This is a genomic window from Hydrogenophaga sp. A37 (assembly GCF_002001205.1).
In the GTDB taxonomy this organism is placed as follows: domain Bacteria; phylum Pseudomonadota; class Gammaproteobacteria; order Burkholderiales; family Burkholderiaceae_C; genus Hydrogenophaga.
Map to the genome: position 1 here is coordinate 11535 of NZ_MUNZ01000079.1, position 14247 is coordinate 25781.

Below are 14247 nucleotides of genomic sequence, written 5' to 3' on the forward strand. Positions count from 1 at the left end.
GCGGTGGCTACACGGTCGCCGCAGGGGGAGGCAAGGGCGCGCTCACCGGCCCGGATCCCGCCGTCAGCGTGAAGTGGAACACCGCGCCTTGGCCAGGGGCGGATTCGCCGCTGATGCTGCCGCCATGCCGCTCGACAATGCGACGCACCGTGGCCAGACCGATGCCGGTGCCTTCGAACTGGCGGGGCAGGTGCAGGCGCTGGAAGGGTTTGAAAAGCTTGTCGGCGTACTGCATGTTGAAGCCCACGCCGTTGTCCCGGACAAAGAAGGTGCCGGGTGCATGGCTGTCGCCGGACAGCTGCCGGAACTCGATCAGCGGATCGGCTTGATCGCGGGTGTATTTCACCGCGTTGCCGAGCAGATTCTCCAGCGCGATGAAGGCCAGGCGCGCGTCGCAGTGGCAGACCATGCCTGGCGTGATGTGCCAGCGCAGACGCCGTTCGGGCTGTCTCGTCTGCTCGGTCAACATCACCTGTTCGGCCAGGGCGCTCAGGTCGGTCTCGACGCGAGACAGCGTGCCCTGGCTGACGCGCGCCAGTGCGAGCAGGTCGGCAATCAGCAGGCTCATGCGTTGCGTGGCGCCGAGCACGCGGTCGAGCAGGGCGCGTTCATCGGGGCGCAGGCGGTCGGCCACTTCTTCGCCCAGCAATCGGGTGAATCCGTCGATGGCGCGCAAGGGTGACTTCAGGTCGTGCGACACCGAGTAGGCGAAGGAGTCCAGTTCGGCATTGAGCTTTTGCAGCTCGGCGGTTCGTTCGCGAACCCTTTGCTCCAGCGATGAGTTGAGGCGCTGGATTTCGCGGTCGCGCCGCAGCCGGATCAGCTCGGCGTTGGCCCGGCTGGCAAAGATGGCGATCAACGCGCGGGTGTCGTTGGGCAGCTCAATCGGCTGTCGCCAGAACGCGTTGAGCAGGCCCACGGGCGTACCGTCTTCGTCTCGCAGCGACTGGCCCACATAAGCCTGCAAACCTTCGGCGACCAGTAGCTGGTCTTGCGGAAAGCTTTGTGTGAGCTGGCTCTCGAACACGCAGAGCTGCGACTGATCCAGTGCCACGCCACATGGAGCACCGTCCAGACCGAAGGTGAAATTGTGGCTGGCGGTGCCGTCTTTCCAGACCGCCAGGGTGCGCACTTGACGGTTCTCGCGCAGTTCGCACACGGTGACCATGTCGGCACCAATGGCCTGCGCCATGTGCATCGTGAGCACCTGAAACAGCGCGTCGCCGCTGGGGCCTGCCATGCCGCGGGTGAGCGCCATCAACTGGGCTTCCCGGCGCTTCTCTTCCGTGGTGTTGACGAAGCAGGACAGGACGCAGTCTTCACCATCCAGTTCAATCCGCTCTGCCCATATCTTGGCGTCGATCAGCTGTCCATCGGTGTGTCGCATCTGGGTTTCGTAGGCACTGACATGGCCATCCCGTTGAATGCGCTCGATGAAGGTCTGGCGCTCTGCCTGGCTCAGCCATCCACCAGTTTCCAGTGTGGTTTTTCCCAGGAGCTCATTTCTGTTCAGACCCAGCTCGGGATCTCGCGCCTGATTCACCTCGACGAAGCTGCCATCGCTCAGCCGGGTGATGGTCATCTTCAGCGGACTGAGGTTGAAGGCTTTGGCAAAGCGCTCTTCGGAACGTCTCAACAGTTCCATCGACGCGGTCTGGGCGCTCACGTCGGCGATGGTGGTGATGATCAGCTTGTCTTGTGGGTCGTTGCCCATTTCGCTGGACACCATGGCGTCGAACCGGCTACCGTCCGAACGCAGGCCCTTGCACTGGAACTGAAGCACCTGACGGTGGTTGATCAGTTGCTGGAGAAACACCTCGCGTTGTGCGGGCTCACCCCAGAGAAAGGTGTCATCGCGACCCAGGGCCTGGTCACTGGTGTAGCCATAACAGCGTTCAAAGGCGGGGTTGACGTCCAGAATCAAACCATTGCGGCCCGACAGGGCAACCATGGGGCTGGGGTTGGCGTGGAAGATGCGGCCAAAACGCTCCATGCTGCGGTCACGTTCCTGCTCGGTGCGTTTGCGCAGCGCCAGTTCGTCGGCCATCTGTTGGTAGGCTTTTTGCGCGCGGGAGCGACTGTAGAAAACGAGCATGGCCACCACCACCAGCACGGTGGAGTGGGTGAGCCACACCGTGGAGCCCGTGTTGTAGTTGGGTTTGACCAGCAGACCGTGCCGCTCGGCCAGGGTGATTGAGCCCAACATGGCGATGCCGTACACCACCGACCCGATGAGCGCCTTTTTCCCCAGGAAGACGCCCGCGCCGACCACCGAGGCCACGACCACAAAGCCTCCCCCGGCGCGCACCGAGCCGAAGATCATCATCTCCAGGCCAGCGGCTGTCATCACGCCGAACACCATGAAATAGGCCGTGTGGGTGATGGACATGCGGCCGCTGCGCATCATCCACAGGCTGATCCAGCCCACCGAAGCGATCAGCGCTGTGACGCCGGTTTCCCACACGCTTCTGCTGCTCAGGTACATCAATGGTGTGAGCACGGTGGCGGACACGCCGATGAGCAAGGCGATCGATTGATGCATCGCCTTGATGGTGACTGCTTCAGTGTCTGCAGCGAGGGGCGGCGAGGGTGTGGTCACGGGGTGAGCGGTGTGTCAGCCTTGCCAAGGGGTGCAGGTGGGATGAAGAAAACCATTGCGGAGGTTCTTCAATGTCGACTCATGCGGCCGGAACTTGATCCTTCGCGCAGGGCAACCCCGGCGTGTTGCACCACTCGCTCCAGCTGCCAGGGAACAGCGCGGTCCGGCCGAGGCCGGCGATTTCCATGGCCAGTAGGTTGGGAATGGCGCTCACGCCGCTGCCGCACTGGTGCACCACCGTGGCCGGATCGCGGCCCGCCAGCACACGCTCGAAGTCGGCGCGGAGCTCGGCGGCGGGCTTGAAGCGGCCGTCGGGCGCCATGTTGTCAGCAAAAGGGCGGTTGAGCGCTCCGGGGATGTGGCCCGCCACGGGGTCCAGCGGCTCCACCTCGCCTCGAAACCGTGCCGCCGCGCGGGCGTCGATCACGGTCAAGTCGGGATGCCCCAGCCGCCGGACGATGTCCTTTGCGCCGAACATGGTCACCAGGGAGGGCTTCAACTCGAAGCTCGACGAGGCCACCGCAGACGAGGGTCCGCTGGCCAGCGTCCCACCGGCGGCCTGCCACGCGGCCAGACCGCCGTCGAGCACCGCCACCGCTTCGTGCCCACACCACTTGAGCATCCACCACAGTCGGCCGCAGTGGTTGGCGCCTTGCCGCTCCATGACCACGGCCTGCTGGCCATTGGACAGGCCCAGCGCCTGGAGCCGGGCCGCGAAGGTCTCGCGCGAGGGCAGGGGGTGGCGGCCTCCGCTGGCACGGTCGGCGCCGGTTTTGTCGCTCAGGTGTTCGTCGAGGTGAACGTACACGGCGCCCGGAATGTGCTGAGCCTCGAACTGTTGCCGGCCGGCGCCTGGGTTCGTGAGGTCGAAGCTGCAGTCCAGCACCAGCAAGGGCTGGCCGCTGGTCATCAACTGTTGGAGGGCGGTGGCGGAGATGAGGGTGCTGTACATATCGCCATTCTCAGTCTGTCCGGCCGTGGTGGCGATCACACCAAAGGACTACTCGCAGGCCGACGGTGTGAAGGCAGGCACAGATTCAATGCTCTTCGGCCGGCGAGTTGGGAATCGCGCGGGCGCGCAACACCGTGGCGGTGATGCCGCTCGCGATGATCAGCGCCATGCCCAGCCAGCCCATCAACGGCAACTGGTCGCCGAAAATCACCAGGCTGTAGATGCCGGCGAACACGATGCCCGAGTACTGCAGGTTGGCCACCACCAGGGTCGCGCCGCGCGAATAGGCGCGTGTCATGCACAGCTGGCCGCCCAGCGCCAGCAGCCCGATGGGCAGCAGCCACAGCGCGGCCGGCCAGGTCCAGGGCGTGGCGCCGACAAACACCATGCCCAACAAACCCGCCAGCACCGCGCCGATGGAGAAATAAAACACCGTGCGGCTCTCGGGCTCGCCCGCGCGGCTGAGCGCCGTCACCTGCAGGTAGGCAAAGGCCGCGAAGATGCCCGACAGCAGCCCCACCAGCGCGCCCAGCACCTGGTCCGGGTTCAGACTCGGCCGGAGCATCATGGCGACACCGGCAAAGCCCGCCAGCACGGCCATGAACAGCGGGCCCTGCTGCCGCAGCGGGGCATCGCGGCCCTGCGTCAGCAGCGCGCCGCCGAGCAGGAAGGTGGCGATCCAGACGCTGCTCATGTAATTGAGCGTCATGGCCGTGGCCAGGGGCAGCACGGCGATGGCATAGAACCAGGCGGTCAGCGAAATGGTGCCGACCAGGCTGCGCCAGAGGTGCATCATCGGTACCGTGGTGCGCAGCGAGATGCCGCGCGCGCGGGTGAAGCCATACAGGAAGATCACGCCCACCATGCCCCGGTAGGCGACGATCTCGAAGCTGTTGAAATGCACCGAGGCCAACTTGATGCAGACCCCCATGGTCGCGAAGAACAGCGAGGCGAGCAGCATCCACGCCATATCAGAAGTCCCCTGCACCGCCTGCGGCGTCACCCCCCAGGGGGCGCCACTGGCTGCCCGGCAAAGCCGGTTCCGCAGTGGCCTTGGACGAAGGCACGCCGCGCTGGACGTGCTGCAGTTTCAGATGGAACGACACGTGAGAGGTGTCTGGTGCGAGAGTCACCGCGGAACCGGCTTTGCCGGGCAGCCAGTGACGCCCCCCTGGGGGGGTGACGCTGCAGGCGGCGCGGGGGGGAGCATCCGCCTGTACCACTCGTGAAAGTGCTGCATGCCGTCTTCCATCGGGCTTTGGTACGGGCCGACCTCGTTGTCGCCGCGCGCCAGCAGGGCTTTGCGCCCAGCGTCCATGCGCTCGCCGATCTCGTCGTCCTCGATGCAGGTCTCCATGTAGGCCGCGCGCTGGGCTTCGACGAACCCGCGCTCGAAGGCGGCGATGTCCTCGGGGTAGAAGAACTCCACCCGGTTCAGGGTCTGGTGGACGCTGATCGGGTGCAGCGTCGAGACGGTGAGCACGTGCGGGTACCACTCCACCATGATGTGCGGGTAGTAGGTGAGCCAGATCGCGCCGTGGTCGGGCGCCGCGCCGTTGCGGTACTGCATCAGCTGCTGGTGCCAGCGCTGGTAGACCGGGCTGCCGGCCTTGCCCAGCAGGTTCTGTGCGCCCACGGTCTGTACCGAGTACTCAGGCTTGAATTCCCAGCGCAGGTCGTCGCAGGTGACGAAGCCGCCCAGACCCGGGTGGAACGGGACCACGTGGTAGTCCTCCAGATAGACCTCGATGAAGGTCTTCCAGTTGTAGTTGCAGGTGTGCAGCTCCACGTGGTCGAGCACCATGCCGTCGAAGTTGAGTGCCGCGCGCGGGCCCATGCCGGCGAGGTCGGCCTCGATGTCGCGGCCGTTGTCCTCGAACAGCAGGCCGTTCCATTCGCGCAGCGGGTAGCGTTTCAGATCCAGGCAAGGGTCTTGAGCGAAATGCGGAGCGCCGAGCAGGGAGCCGATGGGATTGCCGGTGTTCTGGCCGCCGCTGTAGGTCCAACGGTGCAGCGGGCAGACGATGTGGCCGCCCGAATGCCCACTCTGGGTCTGGCCCAGGTTGCCCCGGCCTTTGAGCATGACGGCCTGGCGGTGACGGCAGACGTTGGAAACCAGTTCCACGCCGTTGGCGGTGCGCACCAGGACCCGGCCTTCGCCTTCGTGGGGGAGTGCGTAGTAGTCGCCGGGTTCGGGCACGGCGTTGGCGTGCCCCACGTAGCGGGGCCCTCGCTGGAAGATCGTTGCCAGTTCCTGCTGGAACAGCGCCTCGTCGAAATAGCTGGAAACCGGAAGTTGGCTTTCGGCCTGCTGGAGTTGAAGACTCAAATCAGACATGAAGGTCTTGACCTAAAGACTCCCCCTATGAAGGGGCAGGGTGAAGCGCGTAGCGAGTGAACGATCGGCGCGGGAAGGGTGGAAGTGCTGCGTCCCTCCGGGCGTTGGCGGCCCGTCAGTTGAGTGATGAAAAAAAGAGCGCGGATTGTACCCCGGGGGTGTGACGAATGCCTCCTCTGCGACGGGGCCGGAACGCGGGGGATAAAATCTGCCGTCGCTGCGGCTGTGTCGCGGCCGTTTGACGGGCCGCCCCCGTGGCCCCTTTCGACCTTTTGCATGACCACCACACCCACTGCCAAACCCCCTCGCGCTGCCAGCCGGACGGCCGCGACGACCGAAGCGGCCGCCAGCTACGAGGCCGCTCTGGAGGAGCTGGAGCAATTGGTGGCGCAGCTCGATGCCGGGCAACTGCCCCTGGACCAGCTGCTGACCCGCTACCAGCGGGGCGCCGAGTTGCTTGCTTTTTGCCGTGCCCGGCTGGATGCGGTGGAAAACCAGATCAAGGTGCTCGAAAACGGCGAAGCCAAACCCTGGGACGCCGCATGAGCGGGTTTGTGGGTTGGCGCGCCGCCCAGCAAGACCGTGTGGAGCAGGCGCTATCGTCGTGGGTCGCCGCCGATGCCCCCGCTGGCCTGGGGCTGGCCATGCGCTACGCCGTGCTCGATGGTGGCAAGCGTCTCCGACCGTTGCTGGTGCTGGCCGCTGGCGAGGCGGTGCAGGGCGACCGCGCTGCCGCCCTGCGCGCGGCCTGCGCGGTCGAGCTCATCCACGCCTACTCGTTGGTGCACGACGACATGCCCTGCATGGACAACGACGTGTTGCGCCGTGGCAAACCCACGGTGCACGTGCAGTTTGGCGAGGCGCAGGCCTTGTTGGCTGGCGACGCGCTCCAGGCGCTGGCCTTTGAGTTGCTGGTGCCTGACGATGGTTCGATGCAGCCCGCCTTGTCGGCTTCGTTGTGTCGCCAACTGGCCCTGGCGGCCGGCGCGACCGGCATGGCCGGTGGCCAGGCGGTGGATCTGGCCAGTGTGGGCCTCTCGCTTGACCAGGCTGCGCTGGAGGCCATGCACCGGCTCAAGACCGGGGCCCTGTTGCAGGCCAGCGTGATGATGGGCGTGGCCACCGCCCATGTGCATGCCGACGTGAGCCGTGAGCTGTCGGCTTACGGCGCCTGCCTCGGGCTGGCATTCCAGGTGGTGGACGACATCCTCGACGTCACCACCGACTCCACCACCCTGGGCAAGACGGCGGGCAAGGATGCCGCCAACGACAAGCCCACGTTCGTGTCCCTGATGGGGCTGCAGAAGGCGCAAGCCTACGCCGACGAGTTGCTCGACCAGGCACATGCTGCGCTGCACCGCAGTGGCCTGGCACACACCGACACCCTTCACGCCCTGGCCGACTGGGTTGGCCGCCGCGCCAGCTGAACCCGTAACTTGCCGCAATGACCACCCCGATCGCCATGAGCAACCTGTTGGCCTCCATCGATTCGCCGGCCGATCTTCGCCGGCTCTCCCGCACGCAACTGCGTCCCTTGGCCGACGAGTTGCGCGACCACGTGCTCCAGAGCGTCTCGCGCACCGGTGGCCACCTGAGTTCCAATCTCGGGACCGTGGAGCTGACGGTGGCGCTGCACTATGTGTTCAACACGCCCGAAGACCGCCTGGTCTGGGACGTGGGCCACCAGACCTACCCACACAAGATCCTGACCGGTCGCCGCGACCGCATGGACACCTTGCGCCAGCTCGGCGGCATCAGCGGCTTCCCGCGCCGCGACGAAAGCGAGTACGACACTTTCGGCACCGCCCACTCGTCCACCAGCATCTCGGCGGCGCTGGGCATGGCCATGGCGGCCAAGATAAAGGGCGAGAGCCGCCATTCGGTGGCCATCATCGGCGATGGCGCCATGACCGCCGGCATGGCGTTCGAGGCGCTGAACAACGCGGGCGTGGCCGAGGGGCGGCTGCTTGTGGTGCTCAACGACAACGACATGTCGATCTCGCCGCCGGTGGGCGCGCTCAACCGCTACCTGGCCCAGCTCATGAGCGGTCAGTTCTACGCCGCCGCCAAAAACGTGGGCAAGTCGGTGCTCAAGGGCGCGCCGCCGCTGTTCGAGCTGGCCAAGCGCCTGGAAGAACACGCCAAGGGCATGGTGGTGCCAGCCACGTTGTTCGAGAAGTTCGGCTTCAATTACGTGGGCCCCATTGATGGCCACGATCTGGATTCGTTGATCCCGACGCTGGAAAACATCCGCCACCTGCTGGACCACAACAGCGGGCCGCAGTTCCTGCACGTGGTGACCAAGAAGGGGCAGGGCTACAAGCTGGCCGAGGCCGACCCGGTGGCCTACCACGGCCCGGGCAAGTTCGATCCGGCGGTGGGGTTGGTCAAGCCGGCCACCGCGCCCAAGCCGACCTTCACGCAAGTCTTCGGCCAGTGGTTGTGTGACATGGCCGCCGCCGATCCGCTGCTGGTGGGCATCACGCCCGCCATGCGGGAGGGCTCGGGCATGGTGGAGTTTCACCAGCGGTTTCCCGGGCGCTATTTCGATGTGGGCATTGCCGAGCAACACGCCGTCACGTTCGCTGCTGGCCTGGCCTGCGAGGGCATGAAGCCGGTGGTGGCGATCTACTCCACCTTCCTGCAACGGGCCTACGACCAGCTGATCCACGACGTGGCCTTGCAAAACCTGCCGATGGTGTTTGCGCTCGACCGCGCCGGGCTGGTGGGCGCCGACGGTGCCACCCACGCAGGTGCCTACGACATCGCCTACCTGCGCTGCATCCCCAACATGGCGATCGCCTGCCCGTCCGATGAGGCCGAGACACGCCAGCTGCTGTCCACGGCCCATGCGCAGAACCATCCTGTGGCCGTGCGTTATCCGCGTGGTTCGGGCGTGGGTGCCACTGTGCCGGCGAGCCTTGACGGGCTTCCCTACGGAAAAGGCGAGGTTCGCCGCCGTGGGCGCGGTGTGGCGATCCTGGCGTTCGGCACACTGCTGCATCCCGCGCTGTCCGTGGCCGAACAACTCGACGCCAGCGTGGCCAACATGCGCTGGGCCAAGCCGCTCGATCTGGATCTGTTGCGCGAGATGGCCCACACCCACCAGGCGCTGGTGACGGTGGAAGAGGGTTGTGTGATGGGCGGAGCCGGCAGCGCCGTGCTGGAGGCCCTGCAGGCCGAGGGGATCAACATGCCCGTGCTTCAACTGGGCCTGTCAGACGTATTCACCGAACACGGCGACCCGGTTCGTCTGATGGCGGCAGAGGGCCTGGACGCGGCCGGCATGGAGCGTTCCATCCGTGCGCGATTCGCCGATGTCCTGGGGGCTGGGCTCAAGGCCGCTGCCTGAGATCTGTCGGGGCCTGGCAGAGACGGTGTTGGCCCGTTCGGCTCGTCGGGGCGTGAGGTATTTTCACGCGATCATTGAAGCCAATTTGATCGATCTCCAGCGAGGTGCTCCCAAGCTTGCAGAAGCCTGAACGACCGGGGTCGAATGGGGGTTTTTCGAGGGAAAACCCCCAGCAGTGGGGGGTGTCGCCTTCCTACAATGGCGCGGACTGATGCAAGTCCCCGACCCTTGACGGGCGGGAGTGAAACACCAACCACGGAGTCATTCAATATGGATCGTCGTTCCCTTATCAAGCACGCAGGCATTGCCGGCGTGCTGGCCGCAGGAGCTGCACCCGCTGTTCACGCGCAGGCCGCCATTCGCTGGCGTCTGGCCTCCAGCTTCCCCAAGGCGCTGGACACCATTTACGGTGGTGCTGAGGCGTTTGCCCAGAAGGTCAACGAGATGACCGGCGGTAAATTCACCGTTTCTGTGCATGCCGGTGGTGAGCTCATGCCCGCTTTCGGCGTGGTCGACGGCGTGCAGGAAGGCACCGTGGAGTGTGCTCACACCGCGCCTTACTACTTCTTCGGCAAGGACGACACCTTCGCCCTGGATTGCGCCATTCCTTTCGGCCTCAACAGCCGCCAGATGACGGCCTGGATGTTCGAAGGCAACGGCTTGAAGCTGATGCGCGAGTTTTACAGCGCCTACAACATCGTCAACTTCCCCATGGGCAACACCGGTGCTCAGATGGGCGGCTGGTACCGCAAGGAAATCAAGAGTCTTGCCGACATCAAGGGCATGAAGATGCGCATCGGCGGCTTCGCTGGCAAGGTGTTCACCGCCATGGGTGGTGTGCCGCAGAACATCCCCGGTGGCGAGATCTACCAGGCGCTGGAAAAAGGCACCATCGACGCGACCGAGTGGGTGGGTCCGTACGACGATCAGAAACTGGGTTTCAACAAAGTCGCCAAGAACTACTACTACCCTGGCTGGTGGGAAGGCGGCCCTCAGCTCACGCTGTACGTCAACAACAAGGCCTTCAACGCCTTGCCCAAGGAATACCAGGCCATCGTTGAAGCGGCCGCTTCCTATGCTCACGTGGACATGCAGGCCAAGTACGACGGCCGCAACCCAACGGCGCTCAAGCAGCTGGTGGCGTCTGGCGTGAAGGTGCTGCCGTTCCCCAAGGTGGTGATGGACGAGGCTTTCAAGCAATCCATGGCCCTCTACGCCGATCTGAGCGCCAAAAATCCGAAGTGGAAAAAGGTCTACGACGACTACTCGGCCTTCCGCAAAGACCAGAACCTCTGGTTCCGCTTCACTGAAGCGCAGTTCGACCGCTACATGCAGTCGGCCAAGCTGTAATTCGCTCCCGGTGTCCGGTGAAAAGCCCCGCCACGGCGGGGTTTTTCGCTCGGGCAAGCTTGTGGCCACCGGCCGCAAATCCCTCCGGTCAGGGCTTCCTGACCCGGGGAGGGTTTTCAACAGACGACAGACTGGCCTGTCGCTGAACATGCACTTCCGTGCGGGGTATTCCATGAAGTTCTTGTTAAGTGTTTCGCGTCTGATTGACGCTGTCAGCGAGCTCATCGGCAAGCTGGCGATGTGGCTGATCCTGGCCGCCACCCTCATCAGCGCCGGCAACGCCATCGTGCGCAAAATCTTCAACACCAGCTCCAACGGTCTGCTGGAAATCCAGTGGTACCTGTTTGCGGCGGTGTTCATGCTGGGCGCGGGTTTCGCGTTCTTGCGCAACGCCCATGTGCGCATCGACTTCGTATCGTCCAAGTTCAGCGCCCGGGGGCGCAACTGGGTGGACGTGTTCGGCATCCTGGTGTTCCTGTTTCCCCTGTGCTATGTCGTTGGTACGCTGGGATACCCACTTTTTGAACGCGCCTGGACCACGGGCGAAATGTCGTCCAACTCCGGTGGTCTGATCCGCTGGCCGGTGTATGGCCTGATTCCACTGGGTTTCGCACTGCTGTTTGCGCAGGGCATCAGCGAGCTGATCAAGCGCTTCGCATTCCTGACGGGCAATGGTCCCGACGTGCTGGCCCATGAAGGTCCGAGCGACGAAGAACTTCTGGCCCAGCAGCTGCTGGAAGAAGAAGAGCAGGAGCGCCTCAAACAAGAACAACAACTCAAGGGAGCGAACTGATCATGGTCGAATTCCTCACCGCCAATTTTGTGCCGCTGATGTTCGGCGGCCTGCTGGTGTTCCTGCTGTCGGGTTTTCCGGTGGCGTTCGCCCTCTCGGCCACCGGCCTGTTCTTCGGCTTTATCGGGATGGAGATCGGGCTCTTCCCGTCCAACCTGTTCCAGGCGCTGCCGTTGCGGGTGTTTGGCATCATGCAGAACGACACGTTGCTGGCCATTCCGTTCTTCACCCTCATGGGCATCATCCTGGAGCGCAGCCGCATGGCCGAAGACCTGCTGGCCACGGTGGCCCAGGTGTTTGGCCCGGTGCGCGGTGGCCTGGCTGTGGCCGTGATCCTGGTGGGCGCGCTGCTGGCCGCCACCACGGGTGTGGTCGCCGCTGCTGTGATTTCCATGGGCCTGATCTCGCTGCCCATCATGCTGCGCTACGGCTACAACCGCACCATCGCCACCGGCACCATCACCGCTTCTGGCACCCTGGCACAAGCGATACCGCCGTCGCTGGTGCTGATCGTGCTGGCCGACCAGCTCGGTCGTTCGGTGGGTGACATGTATTCGGGCGGTTTGCTGCCTGGTCTGATGTTGGTGGGCCTGTACCTGTTGTTCATCGCGGGCGTGGCCATCGTCAAACCCGCCTGGGTGCCTGCGTTGCCGGCCGAGGCGCGCGTGTACAACGAACCCAACGGCAGCAGCGGCCACCGCTCGCTGCTGATCTTGTTGCTGATCTGTGGTGTCGCGGGCTTCGCCTGGTCGCAGGTGCACCAGTCCATCATCAACCCGATGATCGGGCGGGAGATCGACGCGCCGGGCGATGAGATCGTGATCATGTCGCTCACCGTGGCGTCGTTCCTGGCACTGGCGCTGGCCATCGTCAACAGCCTGTTCAAACTGGGCCTGCTGTCGCGCCTGGCCGGTCAGGTGACCTTTGTGTTGATCCCCCCGCTGGTGCTCATCTTCCTGGTGCTGGGCACGATTTTCCTCGGGATTGCCACCCCCACCGAAGGCGGTGCCATGGGTGCACTCGGCGCGCTGATCATGGCCGGGTCGCGCAAACGGTTGAGCTGGAGCCTGCTGATGCAAGCGCTGGAGAACACCACCAAGCTGGCGATCTTTGTGCTGTTCATCCTGATCGGCTCCACGGCCTTCAGCTTCACCTTCAACGCGGCCGACGGCCACTTCTGGGTCGAGCACTTGTTCGCCAAGCTGCCGGGCGGCCAGATGGGCTTCCTGATCGTGGTGAACATTCTGGTGTTCGTGCTCGGCATGTTCATCGACTTCTTCGAAATCGCGTTCATCGTGATCCCGTTGCTGGCACCGGTGGCCGAGAAGATGGGCATCGACCTGATCTGGTTCGGCATCATCATCGCCATGAACCTGCAGACCTCGTTCCTCACGCCGCCGTTCGGTTTCGCGCTGTTCTACCTGCGCAGCGTGGCTGCCCGCAGCGACTACACCGACCACGTGACCAAGCAGCGCATCCCGGCGGTGACCACGGCCCAGATCTACAAAGGCTCGATCGCCTTCATCATCCTGCAGCTGATCATGGTGGCCGTGGTGGTGCTCAACCCGGGCTTGGTGACCGGCAGTCTGGAAAAAGCCACGGTGGTGGACGACGCGTCGGTGACCGACATGCTCAACAACATGCAAGACCTGCAACAGGACGCCGATCCGGCGGCCGAGGGCGCAACAGCCCCCGAAGGCGAGTCCAAGGACGGCATGCCGGTGCCCGAGGCGGAAGCGGAAATTGATCCGGCCAAAGCGCTGGAAGAAGCCGTCAAGAAGGCCGAGTAGATGCAGATCGACGTCAAAGTGCTGGACCCCCGCATGGCGGGCCAGCTCCCTGCCTACGCCACCAGCGGCAGCGCCGGACTGGACCTGCGTGCCTGCCTGGACGCTCCGTTGACCCTGGCACCCAACGCCTGGCAGCTGGTGCCAACGGGTCTGGCCATCCACCTGGCCGACCCGGGCTACGCCGCCATGATCCTGCCGCGTTCCGGCCTGGGCCACAAACACGGCATCGTGCTGGGCAACCTGGTGGGGCTGATCGACAGCGACTACCAGGGCCAGCTCATGGTGAGCGCCTGGAACCGCAGCGACGTGGCTTTCACCATCGAGCCCATGGAGCGCATTGCGCAAATGGTGATCGTGCCGGTGGCGCAGGCGCGCTTCAATGTGGTGGACGATTTCGCTGCGGCCAGCGAGCGCGGTGCTGGCGGGTACGGATCTACAGGGCGCGGCTGAGCTGTTGTTGAACCGGCATGGCAAAAGACAAAGGCTGCGTGAGCAGCCTTTGTTGTTTCTGAAGAGGGTTCCGTCTGGCGTCAGTGCAGGGTGGGAGAGGCCACGCCGGGTTCGCCAGTGCCGTTGTCGCCGTCGACCTGCATGCTGAAGAAGCCAGTGCCCAGCGAGCCTTTGCCGATCTCGCTCACGGTCGCTTCGCGCACCGCGTGCACCTTGAGTTGGATGCGCAGGGCGATGCCCGCCAGCGGGTGGTTGCCGTCCATGACCACGTGGTCCGGGTAGATGTCGCTCACAAAGTAAAGGCGGTCGCGCGGGGCGCTGGCATTGCAGCCCTCTGGCAGACCTTCGAAACCCATGCCTTCTTCGATGTTCTCGGGGAACAGGTGGCGGGGCTCGAGGAAGAGCAGGCGATCGTCGTAGTCGCCAAAGGCGTCCTGGGGCTCGATTTGAAGTTCCAGGGTGTCGCCGGCCTCATATCCTTGCAGACCCCTTTCAATGCTGGCCAGCAGGTCGCTGCCGCCGACCAGAAACTCGACCGGTTCATCCAGTGTGTCGAGTTCTTCGCCCAGGGTGTCTTTGAGCGTCCAGGTCAGTGCCACGACGCATTGTTCGGTGATTTTCAT

General features: G+C 64.5%; 12 protein-coding genes. 7 read left to right on the forward strand and 5 right to left on the reverse strand.

What is annotated here, in order from left to right; translation table 11 throughout:
- Nucleotides 1-7 precede the first annotated feature (7 nt).
- The 4 genes from B0E41_RS06730 to B0E41_RS06745 all read right to left on the reverse strand — a co-directional run bounded on the left by B0E41_RS06730 (nucleotide 8) and on the right by B0E41_RS06745 (nucleotide 5889).
- Nucleotides 8-2542, reverse strand: coding sequence for a PAS domain S-box protein (locus B0E41_RS06730; RefSeq protein ID WP_077330228.1), 2535 nt, complete (start codon nucleotides 2540-2542; stop codon nucleotides 8-10).
- A gap of 136 nt (nucleotides 2543-2678) precedes the next feature.
- Entirely contained in the window at nucleotides 2679-3551 is an 873-nt protein-coding gene (locus tag B0E41_RS06735; protein WP_077330230.1) for a sulfurtransferase, read from the reverse strand.
- A gap of 85 nt (nucleotides 3552-3636) precedes the next feature.
- Nucleotides 3637-4521, reverse strand: a complete 885-nt coding sequence (locus B0E41_RS06740) for a DMT family transporter (protein ID WP_077330232.1) — start codon at nucleotides 4519-4521, stop codon at nucleotides 3637-3639.
- Between the two features lie 159 nt (nucleotides 4522-4680).
- Complete coding sequence (locus B0E41_RS06745; RefSeq protein WP_077330234.1) at nucleotides 4681-5889, reverse strand: aromatic ring-hydroxylating dioxygenase subunit alpha; 1209 nt, start codon at nucleotides 5887-5889, stop codon at nucleotides 4681-4683.
- Nucleotides 5890-6165: 276 nt separating this feature from the next.
- Between B0E41_RS06745 and xseB the strand changes: the two genes are divergently transcribed.
- The 7 genes from xseB (at nucleotide 6166) to dut (ending at nucleotide 13624) form a co-directional block, all read left to right on the forward strand.
- Nucleotides 6166-6435, forward strand: coding sequence for an exodeoxyribonuclease VII small subunit (gene xseB / locus B0E41_RS06750; RefSeq protein WP_077330236.1), 270 nt, complete (start codon nucleotides 6166-6168; stop codon nucleotides 6433-6435).
- A complete protein-coding gene (locus B0E41_RS06755; protein ID WP_077330238.1) occupies nucleotides 6432-7316 on the forward strand; it encodes a polyprenyl synthetase family protein in 885 nt (294 codons plus the stop codon). Before xseB ends, B0E41_RS06755 begins: the two co-directional genes overlap by 4 nt.
- Nucleotides 7317-7333: 17 nt before the next feature.
- A complete protein-coding gene (dxs, locus tag B0E41_RS06760; RefSeq protein WP_253194657.1) occupies nucleotides 7334-9241 on the forward strand; it encodes a 1-deoxy-D-xylulose-5-phosphate synthase in 1908 nt (635 codons plus the stop codon).
- A gap of 270 nt (nucleotides 9242-9511) precedes the next feature.
- Nucleotides 9512-10591 carry a TRAP transporter substrate-binding protein gene (locus B0E41_RS06765; protein ID WP_077330240.1) on the forward strand — a complete coding sequence of 360 codons (1080 nt, stop codon included), beginning with the start codon at nucleotides 9512-9514 and terminating at the stop codon, nucleotides 10589-10591.
- A 172-nt stretch (nucleotides 10592-10763) separates the two neighbouring features.
- Nucleotides 10764-11384: a TRAP transporter small permease subunit gene (locus tag B0E41_RS06770; protein WP_077330242.1), complete on the forward strand. Its 621-nt coding sequence runs from the start codon at nucleotides 10764-10766 to the stop codon at nucleotides 11382-11384.
- A gap of 2 nt (nucleotides 11385-11386) precedes the next feature.
- Nucleotides 11387-13174, forward strand: coding sequence for a TRAP transporter large permease subunit (locus B0E41_RS06775; protein WP_077330244.1), 1788 nt, complete (start codon nucleotides 11387-11389; stop codon nucleotides 13172-13174).
- Complete coding sequence (gene dut / locus B0E41_RS06780) at nucleotides 13175-13624, forward strand: dUTP diphosphatase (RefSeq protein ID WP_077330246.1); 450 nt, start codon at nucleotides 13175-13177, stop codon at nucleotides 13622-13624.
- Nucleotides 13625-13704: 80 nt separating this feature from the next.
- Here the strand turns inward: dut and B0E41_RS06785 are convergent, their stop codons facing one another.
- Nucleotides 13705-14247, reverse strand: a complete 543-nt coding sequence (locus B0E41_RS06785; RefSeq protein ID WP_077330248.1) for an FKBP-type peptidyl-prolyl cis-trans isomerase — start codon at nucleotides 14245-14247, stop codon at nucleotides 13705-13707.